At 68.6% G+C, this 20,400-nt stretch carries 18 protein-coding genes and 2 pseudogenes; 6 read left to right on the top strand and 14 right to left on the bottom strand.

Annotation, left to right across the window (positions count from 1 at the left end):
• Nucleotides 1-373: 373 nt before the first annotated feature.
• Nucleotides 374-1,560 (top strand): annotated as a pseudogene (locus ABE438_RS20005) (IS3 family transposase).
• A 17-nt stretch (nucleotides 1,561-1,577) separates the two neighbouring features.
• On the opposite strand, the pseudogene ABE438_RS20000 reads toward ABE438_RS20005, so the two are convergent.
• A pseudogene (locus ABE438_RS20000) lies at nucleotides 1,578-2,177 on the bottom strand (transposase); the annotation flags it as partial.
• A gap of 160 nt (nucleotides 2,178-2,337) precedes the next feature.
• Here ABE438_RS20000 and ABE438_RS19995 point away from each other — a divergent pair.
• The 5 genes from ABE438_RS19995 to ABE438_RS19975 are packed head-to-tail and all read left to right on the top strand — an operon-like array spanning nucleotide 2,338 to nucleotide 6,314.
• Entirely contained in the window at nucleotides 2,338-2,673 is a 336-nt protein-coding gene (locus ABE438_RS19995; protein WP_346504439.1) for an ArsR/SmtB family transcription factor, read from the top strand.
• A gap of 10 nt (nucleotides 2,674-2,683) precedes the next feature.
• On the top strand, nucleotides 2,684-3,508 hold the full coding sequence (arsC, locus tag ABE438_RS19990; RefSeq protein ID WP_346504438.1) for an arsenate reductase (glutaredoxin): 825 nt from the start codon (nucleotides 2,684-2,686) through the stop codon (nucleotides 3,506-3,508).
• Nucleotide 3,509: 1 nt separating this feature from the next.
• A complete protein-coding gene (gene arsB, locus ABE438_RS19985; RefSeq protein WP_346504437.1) occupies nucleotides 3,510-4,553 on the top strand; it encodes an ACR3 family arsenite efflux transporter in 1,044 nt (347 codons plus the stop codon).
• Entirely contained in the window at nucleotides 4,546-5,727 is a 1,182-nt protein-coding gene (locus ABE438_RS19980) for an MFS transporter (RefSeq protein WP_346504436.1), read from the top strand. Before arsB ends, ABE438_RS19980 begins: the two co-directional genes overlap by 8 nt.
• Complete coding sequence (locus ABE438_RS19975) at nucleotides 5,724-6,314, top strand: NAD(P)H-dependent oxidoreductase (RefSeq protein WP_346504435.1); 591 nt, start codon at nucleotides 5,724-5,726, stop codon at nucleotides 6,312-6,314. Before ABE438_RS19980 ends, ABE438_RS19975 begins: the two co-directional genes overlap by 4 nt.
• A gap of 36 nt (nucleotides 6,315-6,350) precedes the next feature.
• Here ABE438_RS19975 and ABE438_RS19970 read toward each other — a convergent pair whose 3' ends face one another.
• The 13 genes from ABE438_RS19970 to ABE438_RS19910 form a co-directional block, all read right to left on the bottom strand.
• A complete protein-coding gene (locus tag ABE438_RS19970; RefSeq protein WP_346504434.1) occupies nucleotides 6,351-7,739 on the bottom strand; it encodes an aminotransferase-like domain-containing protein in 1,389 nt (462 codons plus the stop codon).
• A 1-nt stretch (nucleotide 7,740) separates the two neighbouring features.
• A complete protein-coding gene (ccoS, locus tag ABE438_RS20380; RefSeq protein ID WP_465248648.1) occupies nucleotides 7,741-8,022 on the bottom strand; it encodes a cbb3-type cytochrome oxidase assembly protein CcoS in 282 nt (93 codons plus the stop codon).
• A complete protein-coding gene (locus ABE438_RS19960) occupies nucleotides 8,019-10,283 on the bottom strand; it encodes a cation-translocating P-type ATPase (protein WP_346504433.1) in 2,265 nt (754 codons plus the stop codon). Before ABE438_RS19960 ends, ccoS begins: the two co-directional genes overlap by 4 nt.
• The gene (locus tag ABE438_RS19955; protein WP_346504432.1) at nucleotides 10,280-10,774 is read right to left on the bottom strand and encodes a FixH family protein; all 495 of its coding nucleotides are present in this window, start codon (nucleotides 10,772-10,774) and stop codon (nucleotides 10,280-10,282) included. The genes ABE438_RS19960 and ABE438_RS19955 overlap by 4 nt, the downstream gene beginning before the upstream one ends.
• A complete protein-coding gene (gene ccoG / locus ABE438_RS19950) occupies nucleotides 10,771-12,330 on the bottom strand; it encodes a cytochrome c oxidase accessory protein CcoG (RefSeq protein WP_346504431.1) in 1,560 nt (519 codons plus the stop codon). Before ccoG ends, ABE438_RS19955 begins: the two co-directional genes overlap by 4 nt.
• A 162-nt stretch (nucleotides 12,331-12,492) precedes the next feature.
• Nucleotides 12,493-13,362: a cytochrome-c oxidase, cbb3-type subunit III gene (gene ccoP / locus ABE438_RS19945; protein WP_346504430.1), complete on the bottom strand. Its 870-nt coding sequence runs from the start codon at nucleotides 13,360-13,362 to the stop codon at nucleotides 12,493-12,495.
• A 1-nt stretch (nucleotide 13,363) separates the two neighbouring features.
• Nucleotides 13,364-13,516, bottom strand: coding sequence for a cbb3-type cytochrome c oxidase subunit 3 (locus ABE438_RS19940; RefSeq protein WP_346504429.1), 153 nt, complete (start codon nucleotides 13,514-13,516; stop codon nucleotides 13,364-13,366).
• Nucleotides 13,517-13,526: 10 nt separating this feature from the next.
• Nucleotides 13,527-14,258 (bottom strand): cytochrome-c oxidase, cbb3-type subunit II, encoded by a 732-nt coding sequence (ccoO, locus tag ABE438_RS19935; RefSeq protein ID WP_346504428.1) that lies wholly within the window; start codon nucleotides 14,256-14,258, stop codon nucleotides 13,527-13,529.
• Between the two features lie 13 nt (nucleotides 14,259-14,271).
• Nucleotides 14,272-15,906, bottom strand: coding sequence for a cytochrome-c oxidase, cbb3-type subunit I (gene ccoN / locus ABE438_RS19930; RefSeq protein ID WP_346504427.1), 1,635 nt, complete (start codon nucleotides 15,904-15,906; stop codon nucleotides 14,272-14,274).
• A 354-nt stretch (nucleotides 15,907-16,260) separates the two neighbouring features.
• Nucleotides 16,261-17,673 (bottom strand): MFS transporter, encoded by a 1,413-nt coding sequence (locus tag ABE438_RS19925; protein WP_346504426.1) that lies wholly within the window; start codon nucleotides 17,671-17,673, stop codon nucleotides 16,261-16,263.
• 493 nt (nucleotides 17,674-18,166) lie between these two features.
• A complete protein-coding gene (locus tag ABE438_RS19920; RefSeq protein WP_346504425.1) occupies nucleotides 18,167-18,544 on the bottom strand; it encodes a nuclear transport factor 2 family protein in 378 nt (125 codons plus the stop codon).
• Nucleotides 18,545-18,572: 28 nt separating this feature from the next.
• Nucleotides 18,573-19,856: a TRAP transporter large permease gene (locus ABE438_RS19915; protein ID WP_346504424.1), complete on the bottom strand. Its 1,284-nt coding sequence runs from the start codon at nucleotides 19,854-19,856 to the stop codon at nucleotides 18,573-18,575.
• Nucleotides 19,849-20,343 carry a TRAP transporter small permease gene (locus tag ABE438_RS19910; protein WP_346504423.1) on the bottom strand — a complete coding sequence of 165 codons (495 nt, stop codon included), beginning with the start codon at nucleotides 20,341-20,343 and terminating at the stop codon, nucleotides 19,849-19,851. Before ABE438_RS19910 ends, ABE438_RS19915 begins: the two co-directional genes overlap by 8 nt.
• Nucleotides 20,344-20,400: the final 57 nt, after the last annotated feature.

The raw sequence follows: 20,400 nt of genomic DNA, 5'->3' as shown, positions 1-20,400 counted from the left end.
CAGCCCGGTAGCTCGTCAGGCTCATAACCTGAAGGTCGTCAGTTCAAATCTGGCCCCCGCAACCAAAGACACCAAAACCCCGCCTCACCAAGAGGCGGGGTTTTCGCGTTCAAAAGCCAGCCCCAACAAAATCGGCGCAACCCCACAGATACGCCCAACCAAAACTCCCAAAGCCTCCCCGCGTGCATCCGCAGACCCATCGCGAGGCGACGCGAGCGGCGCGGCACGAGGGCGTAAGTGCTCCGCTGGCGCGCAAGCCCGCTGCCTGGCCTGCTGCCGGTTTCGGGACGCTCAGTTGAGCTAATCCCACTGACGTTGCCCCTCGGACTTGATCCGGTTTGAAGTTCGTTCTGGCCCATGAGAGGACCGGAACATGAAGCGCAGCCGTTTCTCGGAAGGCCAGGTCATCGCGATCCTGAAGCAACAGGAATTGGGTGTCTCGGTCGCCGATCTGTGCCGCAAGCACGGTGTGAGCGACGCCAGCATCTACAAATGGAAGGCGAAGTTCGGCGGTATGGACGTGTCGGATGCCAGACGCCTTCGAACACTGGAAGACGAAAACGCGAAGCTGAAGCGGACGCTGGCCGATGCGATGCTCGACAATGTCACGCTGAAGGATCTGCTGGGAAAGAAATGGTGACGCCCGCTGCCGAGTGGAAAGCTGTCGCATCTCGTGGAGCATCACGCGATGAGCGAACGGCGGGCGTGTAAAGCCATCGGCTGCTGCCGCATGACCGTGCGATATCGATCCGCGCGCCCTGACGATTGCGCTCTGCGGGAGCGGATCATCGCGATTGCCCGCGAGCGCCGACGCTTCGGGTACCGGCGTCTGCATGTTCTACTGACGCGAAGGCCATGCCGTGAATCACAAGCGGCTCTTCAGGCTCTATCGCGAGGAGATAGCTGCCGGTGCGCCGGCATGGATGGCGTAAAAGGGCCATCGGCACCAGAGCGCCGATGCTGGTTCCGCTCAGGCCCAACGAGCGATGGTCTCTCGACTTCGTCTCCGATCAGTTCACCGATGGCCGCCGCTTCCGGATCCTGGCTATCGTGGACGACTGCACGCGTGAGACCCTGGCGCTGGTCGCCGACACCTCGCTGTCGGGCCTTCGGGTCGCACGCGAACTCGACCGTGTGATCGCCGAGCGCGGCAGGCCGAAGATGATCGTCAGCGACAACGGGAGCGAGTTCACCAGCAACGCGATCCTGGCATGGGCGGATCAGGCCCGCGTCGGATGGCACTACATCGCGCCCGGCAAGCCGATGCAGAACGGCTTCATCGAAAGCTTCAATGGCCGCCTGCGAGACGAACTGCTGAACGAGACGCTGTTCTCGTCCCTGGCACAGGCCCGGACCGCCTTGGCAAACTGGCGCTCGGACTACAACACCGAACGCCCTCACTCCCAGCTCGGGTGGCAGACGCCGTCTGTCTTCGCCTCGACCTTCTTCCCGCGACGGGCCCTGGCGCCGCGCTATGCGACAAGCACAGCGCCAGAGCCCGTCGCTTCACCTGCCCCAAGGGGCTCCAAAATCGCCGGAAACGAACTCAGCGCTGGATAAAAATTGGGGGCAACGTCATCGTCCTTCGGCAGGCCACGCTGCCTGAGGCGTGCTCGCAGGGCCTGAGAACGCATCAGACGCTCGATCCTGTGCAAGCCGCACGAGGTGCCGTCAGCCAGGACATCGCGCCAGACACGGCGGGCACCACAGGTGGGTCGCTGGCCTTGAAGCTCGCATAGACCTTGGCGCCAACCACCTCGTCGCCCGGGAGCGCTGGCTCGGCGGGCGGGTCAGCCAGGCATGGAACCCGGAACGAGAGACATCCAGCGCGTCACAAAGCCATGCCACCGGCCAGATCGAACGGTGCCTCGCGATGAATGCGAACCTCATATCGCTTCCCTCGCGAAGTAGGCTGCGGCCTTTCTTAGGATGTCACGCTCCGCCTTGAGTTTGGCGACCTCACGCCGCAAGCGCTCGATCTCGAGCTGCTCCAGCTTCATCTGGCCGTACCCGGGAAAGGCCTGCCCCGGATCTGCGGCAAACCGCTTCACCCATTTGCGCAGGACGTTCGCATGGACCTCGAGATCCCGCGCCGCCTGTGCGACGCTCGCCCCGGGTTCCCTGATCAGTCGAACTGCCTCGATCTTGAACTCACGCCCAAACCGTCTTCGCTGCATACGCCACCTCCGGCTTCCTGAAACACCTGACCTCGGTGTCCACGAAACCGGCAGCAGGCCAGACAGCGCATTGCCTCAGAGGCGCGGCGAGGCCGCCGCGACGACGCCAGCGGACAGCGAGTCGTTTGCCTTGTGTCGTTATATCCGTTATCTTGGATATATGGATAATTGTCAGGTCATCGTCGCCATGGCCGCTCTCGCGCAGCTGACACGGCTCGACACCTTCAAGCTGCTGGTCAACCGCGAGCCGGAGGGCGTGGCCGCCGGCGAACTCGCTCGCTTGATCGACGTGCCCCAGAACACGATGTCTGCGCATCTCGCCGTTCTGGCGAGGGCGGGCCTGATCACGGGCGAGCGCCAGAGTCGCTCGATCATCTACCGCGCCGACCTGGACGCCTTCAGGGCCGTGATCGCCTTCCTGCTGAAGGATTGCTGCGGCGGTCGGGCCGATCTCTGCCAGCCCCTCATCGACGAACTCGTTCCCTGCTGCCCCTGAGAGCCCGACCATGGACGTCGTCGTCTACCACAATCCCGCCTGCGGGACCTCCCGCAACGCGCTGGCCATGATTCGTCGGGCTGGGATCGACCCGATCGTCGTTCCCTATCTCGACGAGCCGCCGACCAGGGAGCGCCTTCGGGAGCTGTCCCGCCTGTCGGGCCTGACGGTGCGCGAGATGATCCGCGAGAAGGGCACGCCTTTCGCGGAGCTGGGTCTCGACCGCCGGTCCGTGGACGACGAGGTGCTGCTCGACGCGATGGTGGCGAACCCGATCCTCATCAACCGCCCGCTCGTCGTGACGCCGACGCGGGCCAAGCTCTGCCGGCCGAGCGAGACCGTGCTCGACCTGCTGGACGACTGGCCGCGCGATGACTTCCTCAAGGATGACGGCACGCCCTTCCTGGAGAGCGTGCGCATCCCAGCCGGCGCCGCCGACCTGCGCGATGCCCTCGCCAAGGCGAGCCTGCCGACCGGCGACCTGCTGGAGCCGGGAAGGACGTTCTTCCGGTTCCAGCTGCTGGGCGGCCTGGTCGTCGGCTACGGCGGCTATGAGGTCCATGGCCGCACCGCCCTGCTGCGGTCCGTGTGCCGGACGGAGCGGTCGGCGAAGGGCGTCGGCCCGAACCTTGTGCAGCTGCTGATGTCGCGGGCCTTCGACGACGGGGCTCGCCAGGCCTTTGTCCTGACCGAAGGCGCCGCCGCGTTCTTCCGCGGGATTGGCTTCGTCGACAGCGATCGCGCGATCGCCCCGGAGGCGATCCGCAACACACGCCAGGCACTGGAGCTCTGCCCCGCCTCGGCCTCCCTCCTGTCCCGCAGGATCGCGCTCTGAGATGTCCACCTTCGAACGCTTCCTGACCCTGTGGGTGGTGCTGTGCATCGTCGCCGGCGTCGCAATAGGGCACCTGTTCCCGACCGCCTTCCAAATGGTCGGCGCCATGGAGATCGCCAAGGTCAACCTGCCGATGGCGGTGCTGATCTGGTTGATGATCGTCCCGATGCTGCTCAAGATCGACTTCGCCGCGCTGCGCCATGTCGGCCGGCATTGGCGGGGGATCGGCGTCACGTTGTTCGTGAACTGGGCGATCAAGCCGTTCTCGATGGCCCTGCTGGGCTGGCTGTTCATCGGCTGGCTCTTCCGGCCGAACCTGCCCGCCGACCAGATCGATTCCTATATCGCGGGCCTCATCATCCTCGCTTCCGCGCCCTGCACGGCGATGGTCTTCGTCTGGTCGAACCTCATCAGGGGCGAGCCCCACTTCACGCTCAGCCAGGTCGCCTTGAACGATGCGATCATGGTCGTCGCCTTCGCGCCGATCGTCGGCCTGCTGCTCGGCCTGTCCGCGATCACGGTGCCCTGGGGCACGCTGACGTTGTCGGTCGGACTCTACATCGTGGTGCCGGTGATCGCGTCGCAGCTCATCCGCAGGTCGCTCCTGGCCTCGGGTGGCGAGCCGGCGCTGAAGCACCTGCTCGACCGTCTGTCGCCGGTCTCACTCGTGGCGCTGCTCGCCACGCTGGTGATGCTTTTCGGGTTCCAGGGCGAGCAGATCGTCGCGCAGCCCTCGATCATCGCGATCCTGGCGGTCCCGATCCTGATCCAGGTCTACTTCAACGCCGGGCTGGCCTATGGGATGAACCGCGTCGCCGGCGAGCGGCATTGCGTGGCCGGGCCCTCGGCGCTGATCGGGGCCTCGAACTTCTTCGAACTGGCCGTCGCCGCCGCGATCAGCCTCTTCGGCTTCAACTCCGGCGCCGCTCTGGCCACGGTCGTCGGCGTCCTGATCGAGGTGCCGGTCATGCTCTCGGTGGTGTGGATCGTGAACCGCTCGAAGGGCTGGTACGAACGCGGGGCACGGGTGCCGGCGGATGTCTGACCGGCGGCTCGTCGTCGGGGCGCTGGGGATCACGCAGATCCTGGCCTGGGGCTCGTCGATCTACCTGCCGGCGGTCCTGAACGCGCCGGTGGCCGCCGATACCGGTTGGCCGCTGGCCTGGGTGGCCGGCGGGCTGTCGGCCGGCCAGCTCATGGCGGCGGCGGTGTCGCCGGGCGTGGGGCGGGCCATCGGGGAACTGGGCGGTCGCACCGTCCTCGCCGCGTCCGCGGTGCTTCTGGCCATCGGCCTCGCCACCATCGGTGCCGCGCCGAACCTGCCCGTCTACGTCCTCGGCTGGGCCATCGTCGGCGCCGGCATGGGCGCGGGCCTCTACGACGCCGCCTTCGCCACGCTGGGGACGATCTACGGCCAATCCGCGCGCTCGGCGATCACGACACTCACGCTCTATGGCGGGTTCGCCAGCACGGTCTGCTGGCCGCTCTCTGCTTTCCTTGTCGAGCGGTACGGCTGGCGCTCCGCCTGCTTGGTCTATGCCGGCATCCAGCTCCTTGTCTCGCTCCCGCTCCTGCTCGCGATCTTGCCGCGCCTGCAGGTCGCCGAGGTCTCGACGGCCGAGCCCGACGTCCCGACGCCCGTCGTCGACGGGCGCCGCCGTCTGCAACTGCTCCTGCTCACGATCGCCTTGCCGCTGAGCGCCTTCGTCTCCTCTGTCGTGTCCGTCCAGCTGCTGACCCTGCTTCAGGCCGCCGGCGCCACCCTGGCGGTGGCGGTCGGCTACGGCATGCTGATCGGCCCCGCCCAGGTCGGCGGGCGCATCGTGGAGATGACGGTCGGCAAGCGCTTCGACGCCCTCTGGACGCTGCTCTCCGGCGCCGTCCTGATCGCGCTCGGCCTCATCCTGATCTGGACCGGCCTGCCGATCCTGGCGATCGCCATCGTCGTCTACGGCGCCGGCAACGGCGTCTGGTCCATCGCCCGGGGCGCCGTGCCGCTGGCCCTGTTCGGACGCGACGACTACGCCGCCGTCATGGGCAGGCTGGCCCGGCCCGCGCTGCTGGCATCGGCGGCCGCGCCGTTCGCCGCCGGCTTCATGTTCGAGCGCGGCGGCGTCGCCCTGAGCCAATCCGTCCTGGCCATCCTCGCCGCCGTCGATGTCCTCGTCGTCGCGGCCCTGGTCGCGATTACCTTGAGAGGAGAGGCTCCCGCGGCATGACCGAGCCTCCGAACGTCGACCTCGATCACCTCTTCGCGCCCGACCTCTCCCGGCTGGAGCCGGAGGAACGGGCGTCGCATCCGCCGCGCATCCTCCTGCTCCACGGGTCGCTCCGCACCCGCTCCTACGGCCGCCTGCTGACGCTGGAAGCCGAGCGCATCCTCAAGCGCCTCGGCGCCGAGACGCAGGTGTTCGATCCCGCCGGCCTGCCGATGCCCGACAGCGTGCCGGCGGACCATCCCAAGGTGAAGGAGCTGCGCGACCTGCCCCTGTCATCCGAATGCCAGGTCTGGTGCAGCCCCGAGCGGCACGGCCCCATCACGGGCGTCTTTAAGAGCCAGATCGACTGGATCCCGCTGGAGCTCGGCTCGGAGCGACCGACGCAGCGGCGAGCGCTGGCGGTGATGCAGGTCTCGGGCGGCTCGCAATCCTTCAACCTCGTCAACGCGCTGCGCGTCCTCGGGCGCTGGATGCGCATGCTGACGATCCCGAACCAGTCACCGGTCGCCAAGGCCTATCGGGAGTTCGACGGAGCGAAGAGTGGACTCGCCTTTTCGGAACGCTCCGAGGCCCCAGCAACGAGATAGCGCCTCGCTCCCGCACCGGGCCGGGCGCGCTGCGCTCTAAACGATGGCGTAGGGCGCGAGGGAGCGGTTGGCCATGAAGGCGGAGAGCCTGCGCAGCGCCTCGCGGAGAACGTCGTCGGCGAGCACGGCCCCGAGCGACAGGCGCACCGCCTCGATCCGGGGCGGCGCGACGGCGAAGGCCGATCCCGGCACGATCGCGATTCCCGAGCCGGCGGCGCGGCGGGCAAAGTCGTCGGCCTGCCAGGGCTCGGGAAGCCGCAGCCAAAGATGAGGCCCTTCCGGGTTCATCGCCACCATAGCCGGGTCGAGGATCGTCGCCGCCAAGGCCTGCCGGCGCCGGTTCTCCTCGCGGATGGCGGCGACGATCGCGGCGAGACTGCCGTCGGCGATCCAGCGCGAGGCGAGCGCGGTCATCAGCGGCGGCGCCATCAACGTCGTCGCGCGCAGGACACCGGCGAGCTCGAGCGCCTGCGCCGGATCCGGCGCGACGACATGGGCGACCCGCAGGGCCGGCGTGGCGCTTTTCGACAGCGTCGCCAGATGCCAGGTGATCTCGGGTGCGAGGGCCGCGATCGATGCGACCGGTTCGGCCAGCAGCGGCGCGTAGGGGTCGTCCTCGATGATGCGTACGGCGTGGCGCCGCGCGATCTCGACCAGGGCCTGGCGGCGCTCCAGCGGCAATGTTCCCGTGGTCGGATTGTCGATCGACGAGACCACATAGAGCGCCTTGGGCGCGGCCCTGGCGCAGAGCTCCGCGAAGCTCTCCGGGATGATGCCGTCGCCGTCGATCTCGACGGCGGCAAGCCTCAGCCGGCATTGCATCGCGACCGCCTTGAGGCCCGGATAGGTCATGGCTGCCGCGGCCAGCGTCTCGCCGGGGCGCAGCAGCAGGGTGCAGAGCGCGAAGAGCGCCGCCTGCGCCCCGGCGGCGACGGCGATCCGGGACGGGCGGACCTCTCCCAGGCGGTCGCGCAGCCAGAGCGCGCCGGCCTGGCGATCGGCGGGATGGCCGGTGCTCTCCTGATAGGAATAGCGCAGCAGCCCGCCGGGATTGCGCAGAAGCTCGGTCATGCCGTCGACGATGCGCTGCTGCATCCGGGCGGCACCCGGCTGGGGCGGGATGTTCATGCTGAGATCGATGCCGACCTCGCTGCCGGAGTCCGCGGACGTCCCGCGTCCATCGGCCAGCCCGCTGATGAAGGTCCCGCGCCCGGATTGCGCCTCGATGAGGCCGCGCCGCCGCGCCTCGTTGAAGGCGCGGGTCACCGTGGTCAGATCAACGCCGAGCGCCTTCGCGACGGTGCGCTGCGGGGGCAGCCGTTCACCCGGTTGCACCTTGCCATCGGCGACATCGCTCTCGAGCGCCTCGACGATCCCCTGATAGCGGGTCGGAGCGCCGGCCGCGGAGCGCGGGGTCCAAGGCATGTTACCGGCCGGGATCGTGATGGTGCATGGGATCTCTATCGCATGCCGCGACCGCGGAATGAAGCAGGGCTCGCGACGTTTCGGCGCCCGGCGGGCGCGCTTCGCCCGGCCGGGAGGAGGGGGCCTGCGCGGCGGCTTTCGAGCCCGGAGGCTCGATCAGGATCCGCTGGGCGGCGCCGTCCATGTCCTCGTACTGGCCGTTCTTCAGGGCCCAGACGAAGGCGACCAGTCCGGCGGCGCCGAGCAGCAGGGCGACGGGAAGCAGGTAGATCAGGACGTTCATGCCGGCGCCACGCCGGTGCGCCCGGCCGCAGGCTGACGGCCTGCGCGGTCGGCCTGCGCATCCTTGACCGCGAGCAATCTCAGGGCGTTACCGATGACCAGAAGCGACGAGCCCGACATCGCGATCGCCGCGATCAGCGGCGTGACGTGGCCGAGGATGGCGATCGGTACCGCGACTAGGTTGTAGAGCGCCGCCATGCCGATGTTCTGCCGGATCAGCCGCCCGGCGCGCTCGGCGATGCGGATGGCGAAGGGCACCGCCGCGAGCGTGTCGTGCAGGAAGACGAAATCGGCGGCGTTGCGGCCGACATCGGCGGCATTCGCCGGCGCCATCGAGACATGGGCGGCGCCGAGCGCCGGCGCGTCGTTGAGGCCGTCGCCGACCATCAGCGTCCGGTGGCCGCGCGCCGCCAGCTCGCCGATGCGGGCGACCTTCCCGGCCGGCAGCAGCTCCGCGGTATAGGGCACGTCGCCGAGATCGGCGGCGACCAGCCGGCAGATCGCCTCCGCGTCGCCGGAGAGGATCTCGACCGCCCTGCCTTGCCGGCGCAGGGCCGCGATCGCCTGGGCCGCGTCGGGGCGTGGCATGTCCTCGAAATCGAAGCGCGCGCAGGCCAGCCCGTCGCGCGACAGCACGGTGGTGGCGCGGGCGGGGAGGGCCGGCACCGCATCCTCGTTCAGCGCCCAGGCGGAGCGGCCGAGCCGCCAGACCGAGCCCTCCGCCCGGCCTTCCATGCCGAGGCCGGGATATTCGGCGATGGCGTCGAAGCCGCCGGCGGTTGTCATCGGCGCGGCGGCCCTGGCGATGGCCTGCGACAGCGGGTGGCGCGATTGGGCGCCCAGCGCGCCGGCCCGCGCCAGCATGGCGGGCGCGATCTCGCCGGCATTGGCGAGCCGGGGCCGCCCCGCCGTCAGCGTCCCGGTCTTGTCGAAGACGATGGTGTCGACCTCGGCCAGGCGCTCCATCGCCGAGCCGTCGCGCACCATCACGCCGCGCTCGAACAGCCGGCGTGCCGCGACGATCTGGACGATCGGCACCGCCAGCCCGAGCGCGCAGGGGCAGGTGATGATCAGCACCGCGATCGCGATGGTGATCGCCTTGTGCCAGTCGCCGTCGATGGCCATCCAGCCGAGGAAGGTGGCGAAGGCGGCCAGATGGACAAGCGGCGCGTAGAGCGCAGAGGCGCGGTCGGCGATGCGCCGGTAGCGGGTGCGGCCGCCCTCGGCCGCCTCCATCATGCGCAGCATCTCGGCGAGGAAGGAGTCCTCGGCGCGGGCGGTCGCCTCCAGCGTCAGCGGCCCGGTGAGGTTGAGCGTGCCGGCCTGCACCTGCGCGCCGGGCTCGACGCGCCGGGGCCAGCTCTCGCCATTGACCAGCGAGCAGTCGAGATCGGACGCGCCGTCCACCACCGCTGCGTCGACACAGATGCGCTCGCCTGCCGCGACCAGCAGCCGGTCTCCGGGCACGATCTCGCTCGCTGGCCGGTAGTCGCGGCTGCCGTCAGGGGCGAGCACCAGCGCGCCGCGCGGTGCCAGCCGGGCGAGGCCGAGCACCGCCGAGCGCGCCCTGTTGCGCATCAGATGATCGAGCGTGCGGCCGATCAGCAGGAAGAACAGCAGCGTGACGGAGGCGTCGAAATAGGCGTGCTCGCCATGATGGATGGTCTCATAGAGGCTCATCGCATAGGCGAGCGTCACCGCGATCGCGATCGGCACGTCCATGTTCATCCGGCCGTGGCGAAGCGCGGTCCAGGCCGAGCGGTAGAAGATGCCGCCGGCATAGACCAGCGTCGGCAGGGCGATCAGCGCCGAAATCCAGTGGAACAGGTCACGTGTCGCCCCGACGGCGCCCGACCAGACCGAGACCGAGAGCAGCATGACGTTGCCGGCGGCGAAGCCGGCGACCGCGACGGCGCGCAGCAATTCACCGAGCCTGCGGTCGCTGGCCTGCTCGGCCTCGTCGAACAGGTGCGGAGGATAGCCGAGACGGGCCAGCGTATCGACCAGCGGCGGCGGCTCGCTCTCGGCGAAGCGCACCGAGACTCGCCTCGTCGAGAGGTTCGCGCGGGCGCTGACCACGCCGTCGAGCCGCGACAGCGCCTGCTCGACGGTGTGCATGCAGCCGCCGCAATGCATGGCGGGCACGGACAGTTCGATCTGCGCCGTGCCGTCCCCGAGCCGGCGCGCGGCGTGGCGCAGCTCGTCGCCGGACGGCCCCGCCGCCTCGGCCATCGCCGCGGCGCCCGGCGCGCAGCAGCTCATCGCCCCGCTCCGTCGCGGATCAGCACGCGGCGCCGGTCGCGATAGGGATGGTCGAGGCCGGCCTCCGCCAGGATCTCGACGTTCCACGGTCCGTCGCCCAGCGCCAGCGGTGCGGAGAGCGTGCCGTCGGCGCCGAGGCCGAGCGTCAGGTCCTGGTCGTCGGAGGCGTGCACGGGCCGGCGCAGATGGACAGTGCCGCCGCTCACAGCCACCGGCTCGCCGGCGACGTCGCGGATGCGATAGCGCAGCGTGCCGTCGCCGATGGCGAGCTCGCCCTTCCAGCCCAGCGCGGCCTGGGCCCGGTCCTTGGCGACGTTGCCGTTGAAGTCGCGGCTGGCGATGTAGGTGTTCTCGACCACGAAGCCGGTCCAGCTGCTCCTGGCGAAGAAGGCCATCGTCAGGTTCACCAGGATGATGACCGAGAAGAAGCCGACCAGGATGAAGAGGGCGTGCCGGCCGGTGAACGTGCGGGTCGCGGGTGTCGGGCTCATCGTTGCGTCTCCGGGGCGTCGAAGGTCGCCTCATAGCGGTCGCTCTCGGAACTCGACCGGTCCTCGACGACGAAGCTGAAATGCTGGGTCCGGCCGCCGACCTCGGCGCGGGGCTGGCGGACATAGACGCGCAGCGTCTTGAGCCGGTCGGGCTCGAGCTCGAGGATGAAGGAGCGGCCGACCGCGTGGTTGGTGCCGACCACCGTCATCTCGCCCCCCGGCAGCCCCTCGAGGCTGACCCGGATCGAGCGCGTCTCCGGGATCATGTTGAGCAGCTTGACGGTGTAGCCGTTGCGGATCGCCCCGTCGGCGAGCACGACGAATTGCGGGTTGCGGTCGGCCAGCACGTTGAGCTGCAGCCGGTCGCGGGTGAGCAGCGCGGCGAGCAGGCCGAGGCCGACCAGCGCCCAGGCCGCGAAATAGACCAGCATGCGCGGCCGCAGCAGCTTGCGCGGATGGAAGCTGACGATCCTGTCGGAGAGCTTGCCGTCGGCGCCGCGGACCTGGCGCGGATCGATCGGCGTGGTGCCGCCGGCCGTGGCGAGCATCATGTTGGATTCGTATTCGGCCAGGGTGGCGTAGGCGATCAGCCCGCGTTCCTTGCCGATCTTGTCCATCACGCCGTCGCAGGCGTCGATGCAGAGCGCGCAGGTGATGCATTCGAGCTGCTGGCCGTCGCGGATGTCGATGCCCATCGGGCAGACGGCGACGCAGGCATTGCAGTCGACGCAGTCGCCGACGGCCTGTCCTGCCGCCGCCGCCTTCTTGGAATGACGCGTGCGCTGCTCGCCCCGCCAGGCGTTGTAGGTCACCGTCAGCGAGTTCTCGTCGAGCATCGCCGCCTGGATGCGGGGCCAGGGGCACATATAGGTGCAGACCTGCTCGCGCATCAGCCCGCCGAACACATAGGTCGTGGCGGTGAGGATCGCGACGGTGATGTAGGCGACCGCCGCGGCCTTGCCGGTGACCAGTTCGCGCAGCAGCGTCGGCGCGTCGGCGAAGTAGAAGATCCAGGCGCCGCCCGTCGCCACCGCGATGGCGATCCAGATGGCGTGCTTGCTGACGCGCTTGACCAGCTTGTTCGCCGACCAGGGCGCCGCGTCCAGTTTGATGCGGGCGTTGCGATCGCCCTCGATGGCGCGTTCGATCACCAGGAAGAGGTCGACCCAGACCGTCTGCGGGCAGGTATAGCCGCACCAGGCCCGGCCGACCGTCGAGGTCAGCAGGAACAGGCCGAAGCCCGCCATGATCAGCAGCCCGGCGACGAAGTAGAGCTCCTGCGGCCAGATCTCGATCGGGAAGAAGTAGAAGCGGCTGTTGGCGATGTCGACGAGCACGGCCTGGTCCGGAGCGTGCGGCCCGCGGTCCCAGCGCAGCCACGGCGTCAGGTAGTAGATGCCGAGCGTGATCGCCATCACCAGCCACTTGAAGCGACGGAACCGGCCTTCAGCCCGCTTGGGGAAGATCTTCTTGCGCGGCGCGTAGAGAGGCTGGCGCACCCGCGCCGAGTTCACCGCCGCGGCATCGAAGGTTTCGACTTCCGAGGTGTCCTGCATGTCCGTGGTCTCCTGACCGCGCACCCAGCCGGATGCCGGCACCGCCTTGGGGAGGTCCCCGGCAGGGCGGGCCGGGTCGCACCCGTCACGGCGACCGGCGGCCGCCGTGTCGCCTCGCCGCCGCGACGGCGCGAAGCATTCGTCTGGTGCTCGGGCGGCGGGCTAGCGGCCACCGCCGAGGGAATGGACGTAGACCGTCAGTTCCTTGACCAGCGTGTCGCCCAACCTGGCGTTCCAGGCCGGCATGACGCCGTGCTTGGGCGTCCGGATCTGGGCTGCGACCGCTGCCGGCGTCGAGCCATAGAGCCAGATCGCGTCGGTCAGGTCGGGCGCGCCCAGTTCGTGGTTGCCCTTGCCGGCGTTGCCGTGACAGGCGGCGCAGTTCTGCGCGTAGATCTCCTTGCCGGCGGCGATGTCGGTGGCGGCGGCGCCCTGGTCCTTGCCGGAAAGCGAGAGCACGAAGGCGCTGACCTGCGCGATCTGCTTGCTCTGGAGCATGGCGCCGAAGGCCGGCATCTCGGAGACCCGGGTTTCCGGGTCCTCGGCGAAGCGGATGCCGTGCGCGATCGTCTGCTGGATCTCGCGCGGCGTGCCGCCCCACAGCCATTCGTCGTCGTTCAGGTTCGGATAGCCGGGGGAGCCCTGCGCGCCGGAGCCGTGGCACTGGACGCAGTTGATCTTGAAGGCGGCGGCGCCCGCCGCGGTCGCGAAAGTGCGCAGCGTGTCGTCCGCCATGATCTCGTCGATCGACTTCCGCGAGATCGCCGCGATGTATTCGGCCTTGGCCTCCTGCGCCGCATCGAGCTCCTTGCGCATCTCGGCGCGGCTGGAGTAGCCGAGCACGCCCGTGGTGGCGGTGCGGATCAGCGGCCAGGCCGGATAGGCGATGGCATAGGCCAGAGCCCAGGCGATCGTCACGTAGAAGCAGATCAGCCACCAGCGCGGCATCGGATTGTCGAGTTCCTTGATCCCGTCCCAGCTGTGCCCGGTCGTGGAAACGCCTGAGACGTGGTCGACTTCCTTCTCGCTCATGTCAGTCGTCCTGAAGCGGGATGCGCGCAGCCTCGTCGGCGCGCGAACGGCTGCCGGGGCGGAAGGCGAAGATCACGGCGCCGACGAAGAACAGCGCCATGGCCAGCAGGCCCCAGCTGTCCGCGAAGTGCCGCATGGCGGTGTAGGTTTCCATCACACCCTCCTCAGCGGTATCCGTCGGCTTCTTTGTAGGTCGAGAAGTCGACCAGCGTGCCGAGCATCTGCAGATAGGCGACCAGCGCATCCATCTCGGTCAGCTGTCGCTTGTCGCCGCCGAAATTGGCCACCTTGACCTTGGGATAGCGCGCTTCCAGCCCGCGCGTGTCGGCGTCGGGGTTGGCCTGGGCCTTCGCGTCCGCCTCGGCATGCGCGATCATCTCGTCGGTGTAGGGCACGCCGACGCGCCGGTTGGCGACGAGATGTGCCGCGAGGCCTTCGGTGTCGAGTGGCGTGTCCTTCAGGAAGGCGTAGCTCGGCATCACCGATTCCGGCACCACCGAGCGCGGCTCGATCAGGTGCTGGACGTGCCATTCGTTGGAATAGCGCTGGCCGACGCGGGCGAGGTCCGGCCCCGTCCGCTTCGAGCCCCACTGGAAGGAGTGGTCGTACATCGACTCGGCCGCCAGGCTGTAATGGCCGTAGCGCTCGACCTCGTCGCGGAACGGGCGGATCATCTGCGAATGGCAGGCATAGCAGCCTTCGCGGACGTAGATGTTGCGCCCCGCCAGCTCGAGCGGCGTGTAGGGGCGCATGCCGTCGACCTTCTCGACCGTGTTCTGCAGGTAGAACAGCGGTGCGATCTCGACGATGCCGCCGATGGTGACGACGATGAGGGACGCGACCAGCAGCAGGGTCGCGTTCTTCTCGAGCTTGGAATGCTTCTTCAGGATCGACATCGGATTGCACCCGTTACGCGGTCGGCTGGGCGGCCGGCTGGACGGCGATGCCGCCCGACGGCAGGGAGGTGCCCATCGGGGCCTCGGTCCGCATCCGGCCGCGGATCGTCTGGTAGACGTTCCAGACCATCAGAAAGCCGCCGACGAGATAGAGCAGCCCGCCCAGCGCCCGCAGCACGTAATAGGGGTGCATCGCAGCGACGGTCTCGGCGAAGGAATAGACCAGGAAGCCCTGCTGATCGTATTCGCGCCACATCAGGCCCTGCATGATGCCCGAGACCCACATGGACGAGGCGTAGAGCACGATGCCGAGCGTCGCGAGCCAGAAGTGCCAGTTGACCATGCGGATCGAATACAGCCGCTCCCGGTTCCAGAGCTTGGGCGTCAGGAAGTAGACGGCGGCGAAGGTGATCATGCCGTTCCAGCCGAGCGCGCCGGCATGGACGTGGGCGATGGTCCAGTCGGTGTAGTGCGAGAGCGCGTTCACCGCCTTGATCGACATCATCGGCCCCTCGAAGGTCGCCATGCCGTAGAAGGCGATGGCGGTGACCATCAGGCGCACGATCGGGTCGGTGCGGATCTTGTCCCAGGCGCCCGACAGCGTCATCAGCCCGTTGATCATGCCGCCCCAGGAGGGCATCCACAGCATGATCGAGAACACCATGCCGAGCGTCTGCGCCCAGTCCGGCACCGCCGTGTAGTGCAGGTGATGCGGGCCGGCCCAGATGTAGAGGAAGATGATCGACCAGAAGTGCACGATCGACAGGCGGTAGGAATAGACCGGCCGGTCCACCTGCTTGGGGACGAAGTAGTACATCATCGCCAGGAAGGGCACGGTCAGGAAGAACGCCACCGCGTTGTGCCCGTACCACCATTGGGTGACCGCGTCCTGCACGCCGGCGAAGGCCGAATAGCTCTTGGAGCCGAAGATCGAGACCGGTACCGCCAGGTTGTTCATCACGTGCAGCATGGCGATCGTGATGATGAACGACATGTAGAACCAGTTCGCGACGTAGATGTGCGGTTCCTTGCGCCGCAGCACCGTGCCCATGAAGACGATCAGATAGGCGATCCAGACGATCGTCAGCCAGATGTCGACATACCATTCCGGCTCTGCGTATTCGCGCGACTGCGTGATGCCGAGCAGGTAGCCGGTGGCGGCGAGGACGATGAAGAACTGGTAGCCCCAGAACACGAACCAGGCGAGATCGCCGCCGAACAGCCGCGCGCGGCAGGTGCGCTGCACGACGTAGAACGAGCTGGCGATCAGGGCGTTGCCGCCGAAGGCGAAGATCACCGCCGAGGTGTGCAACGGCCTCACCCGGCCGAAGCTCAGCAGCGGCTCGAAGTTGAGGCCGGGGAAGGCGAGCTGCACCGCGATCACGACGCCGACCAGGAAGCCGACCACGCCCCAGAACACCGTGGCGATCACGCCGTAGCGGATAGGCTCGTCGAGATAGACGCTGTCGTCGACCTCGGGTACCGGCTCGAAGCCAGTGTTGCGCATCAGCAGGGCGGCGAAGGCCAGCAGCACGAAGAACGCGATCCACATATGATAGCGGAACGGCTGATCGACCGCGAAGGCGGCCCCCATGAGCGCGACGAACGCCAACGCCGCAGCGATGACGATTCCGCTGCCATACCTCATGACGCGGCTCCCTGAAGCGAACGCCCGATGTGCAGGGTCGCGCGCCGGGCGCGTCCGGCCATAGGCCGGCCCATGACATTGGAACAGATTGTATGGAGATTAGACATACAATTCCTCTAGCATGCCTGTTGCACTGCACCAAGCGAGCCGACGAGACATCCCGATGCGGCGGATCACCGCGTCAGGCCGTGGGCCGGGAGCGCGACCGCAAGACTGTGGAGCGCTTCGGCGACGCGGTCTTTGGTCCAGAGCAAACAAGCAGGCAGTTTGGGGGGGCGCCGCAGCCCTGCGCGCCGGCCCCCCGGGGCGCGGCCTCAGCCGGACGGATGGGCGTCCGGATCACCGCTTCGGTGTTCAGCGGTCCCGATCCTGTCGCATCAGGCGGCGGACCAGCCAGGCCGACAAAGCCGCGACGATGGCGGCGACGAGAAGGGCCGCGGCAAATCCGTTCGCGTGACCTGCCGCGCCGGCCGCGGCGGCGCCGCCAGGCGCAGTTGAGCCAGGGCGGACCGCCGCCATGATCGCATTCAGCCCGGCAAAGCCGATCAGGATGCCGCCGAAGCGGGCCGTCGTGCTGATGCCCGAGGCCATGCCGGTCTGATCGCGCGGGATCGTCATCATGATCGCCTTCTGCGTCTCGCCGTTGAGCAGCCCCGCGCCGCTGCCGATGACGAACATCCCGGCGAAGACGGCGAGCCAGTGCCCGCTCGACACGGCCCAGGCCGCCAGGGCATTGCCGAGCGCCACGACGAGGAGCCCGAGCGCGAGAATGGCGGGCGAGGCGACATGGCGCCCGAGCCGCGCCCCGAGAGAGGGAAAGACCAGCATGGCGACGGCGAAGGGCAGCATCGCCAGGCCGGTCGCCGTGGCGGACAGGCCGGCGCCGCTCTGCAGGACGATCGGGAACAGCGAGGCCATGACCTGCGCCGTGGCCGCATAGATCACCATCGCCCAGACGGCGCCGATGAAAGACGGCTCCCGGAACAGCGCCAGGTTCAGCATGGGCGCCGCCTGGACCCGCTCCGCGACGACGAAGGCCGCCAGCGCCAGCCCCCCGATGGCGAAGCCCCCCAGGACCATGGTGCTCGCCCATCCCTGCGCCGGGCCGTTGATCAGCCCCCAGGTGAAGCCGAACATCGCGGTCGCGAAGCACAGGATGCCCGCCGGATCGAGTCGACGTTGCAGGCTGCCGCGCGACTCGTCGGCGAAGGCGATGGCGCTGCCCGCCAGGGCCGCGCAGACCGGACCGTTGACGAAGAAGGCCCAGCGCCAACCGAGCGTTTCCACGATCACGCCGCCGGCGAGCGGGGCCACGACCATCGTGCCGCCCATGACGCCGCCCCAGATCGCCCAGGCGCGGTTGCGATCGGCTGGCTCATGAAACCGGTGGCCGATCAGGGCGAGCGCGGGCGCGAGGACGAAAGCGGTCATCATCCCCTGAAGGCCGCGGCACAGGTGCAGCCACAGAGGCGAGGGCGCCAGGCCCGAGCCCAGCGACGCCGCCGCCAGGCCGGCCAGCCCCCAGACGAAGACCCGGCGTCGCCCGAGCCGGTCGGCCATCGCGCCGGCGGGCAGCAAGGCCGCGGCGAAGCAGAGGAAGAACGCGCTGACGATCCATTGGCCGGCGACCGCATCCGCACCGAAATGCGCAGTGACGGCGGGGACGGCGATCGCGACGATGTTCGTGTCGACCAGCGCCATCGCGCAGCCGATCGATGTGGTCAGCAGGAACGGCAGGGCAGAGCGCGTCGCAGGTCGGCTGGCCATGAAGATCCCCGCGGAGAAGCTCGATCAGGCCGCGTCCCCGACGACCGTGCCGATGAAGCGGCTCCGCCCGGCGCGATGCCGTGCCTCGAAAGGCGACGCATACACCTATGCCTTGTGTATGGAAACAGGCCGTACAGAGATGTCGGGCGTCCGCCGCCCCAGCGATGCCCATGCGGCCCGAGGCTGTTTGCACCGTGGTCCTGCTCACGGGCGAGCACAGTCATCGGCCGGGGCGCAAACGGGATTGTGGGCCCTGACAAGATATCCCGGCGGGCGGAGGCCGGTGGGGAGCCGTTCTTCGCCTGCGACGGGAACGCCATCTCGACGCGGTGGCGGACGGTGCCGGTGGGACATGCCGGGATGGGGCGCACCGCCGGACTGGTCCAGCCCGCCTCGCGGTTCGGCAGCAGCACGGTGCGCGCCCGGTCCGGCAGGCCGAGCAGCGCCTTTCGGCAGGGCGGGCGTCACGCGCACGCCCTGCCGGTGTCGGCGGTCAGGCCAGGAGCGCCGTCTGGCAGTAGCTCTTGGCCACGACCTGCCAGCGCCCCTCGACCTTGATCAGCGAGAGATGATCGACATAGACCTTCGGCGCGACCTGGCACTGCACCTTGACCAGCGCATTCACCGGCCCGGGCCGGTCGATCATCAGGATCCGGTCGTCGCGGGCGAGGTCCTGCGAGACGGGCGAAGGCCGCCCGGCGACGCGCGCGAGCCAGTCCGGCACCGGGGTGACCAGCAGGGCGCCGCCCTCCTCGATGAACAGGCTGGCGCGCGGGTGGAAGACACGCGCGAGCTTCTCGGTGTCGCCTTCGTAGAGCCCGTCGAAATAGGTCTGCACGGCGGCTTCGATGGCGGGCAGTTCGGTATCCATGGTCGGGTCGGTCCGTCTCGGTCAGGGGTCAGCGGTGGATCAGGCTGGGCAGCCAGGTCGAGAAGCCGGGCACATAGGTGACCAGCATCAGCACGGCGAACATCACCACGATCATCGGCCAGATGGCCCGGGCGATCTGGCCGAGCTTGAGGCCGGAGATCGCCATGCCGACGAACAGGCAGTAGCCGATCGGCGGTGCGGCCATGCCGATCGCGGCGTTCGTCACGATGATCGTGCCGAAATGGATCGGGTCGACGCCGAATTTCTGCGCCAGCGCGATCAGCAGCGGCCCCAGGATCACCATGATGGCGATCTCGTCCATGACAGCGCAGATCAGGATCAGGAAGACGTTGACCAGCAGCAGCATCGCCCATTTCGTCTCGATCGTGCTGGCCAGCCAGTTCGCGAGATGGATCGCGATCTGCTCCTGGGCGACCAGGAAGCCGAAACCGGCGGAGGCGGCGATGATGAACATCACGATCGCGGTGATCCGCGCCGCGCGCAGCACGATCTCCGGCATCATGGCGAGCGTCAGGCGCTTCTCGACGAAGAAGCCGACGACGAGGCTGTAGACGCAGCTCACCACGGCCGCTTCGGTCGGGGTGAAGGCGCCGGAATAGATGCCGCCCAGCACCAGCAACGGCGCGCCGATCGCCCAGATGCCGTTGCGCAGCGCCGCCTTGATCTCGGGCAGGCTGGCCCTGGGCTCCAGCGGGACGTCGTTGCGGCGCGCATAGACGTAGCAGACCATCATCAGGCCGAGGGCGAGCAGGATGCCGGGCACGATGCTGGCGATGAAGAGACGCGCGATCGACTGCTCGGCGATCACGCCCCAGATCACGGAGGCGATCGAGGGCGGGATCAGCGGGCCGAGCACGCCCGCGCTGACCGCGAGCGCCGTGGCGAAGGCCTTGTCGTAGCCCTTGGCCACCATGGCCGGGATGATGATCGCGCCGATGGCGGCCGTGGTGGCGGGCGCCGAGCCCGAGATCGCCGAGAAGATGCAGGCGGCCAGGACCGCGACATGGCCGAGGCCGCCGCGCAGATGCCGCACGAAGACGTTGGCGAGGTTGATGATCCGGTTCGACAGCCCGCCGGCCGTCATCAGTTCGCCCGCCAGCATGAAGAACGGGATCGCCAGCAGACTGAAGGACTGGGTGCCGCCGATCAGGGTCTGCGGCAGCAGGATGGCGGGGATGTCGGCGGTGACGAGGACGGCGACGGTGATGAGGCCGAGCGCGATGCCGAAGGGAACGCCGATCACCAGCAGCAGGGCGAAGCCTGCCGAGAGCAGCCACATGGTCTCAGACATCGACGTCGTCCTCGGAGGCGGGAATCGTACCGGCGAAGGCGAGCTCGATGGCGAAGAGCGCGATCAGCGCGCCGCAGATCGGCGCGGCCGCGTAGAGATATTCGATCGGATAGGCGATGGCCGAGGAGGTCATGCCGCGCGTCTCGAGGAAATAGGTCGTCCCGGAGGCAGCGAGGTAGCCGCCGAACAGGGCCGTGAGCAGGTAGATCCCGCGCTCGGCATTGGGCCGGAGCGCCTGCGGCACCCGCTCGATCAGCAGTGTCATGCGCACATGGCGGTTCTCGCGCACGCACAGCGCGGCGCTGAGCAGCACGACCCAGCAGAACAGGGTCAGTGACAGTTCCTCGCTCCAGCTGAGCGCCACATTGAACGCATAGCGCATCACCACCTGGCCCGAGAGCGAGGCCAACATGACGGCGACCATGACGACGACGGCGATCTTGATCGTCGCGGCCAGCAGGTCATTCAGCTTCGACAACGCACGCATGGCGTTTCCATCTTGTTCGGGAAGAACGGTAGGCGGTGGGGAAGGGTGGCGGCCGTC

The sequence above is a fragment of the Allobosea sp. TWI1241 genome (genome assembly GCF_039673065.1).
In the GTDB taxonomy this organism is placed as follows: Bacteria; Pseudomonadota; Alphaproteobacteria; order Rhizobiales; family Beijerinckiaceae; genus Allobosea.
Note: the sequence above shows the minus strand (reverse complement) of the source record. Positions and strands in the feature narration are given on the sequence as shown.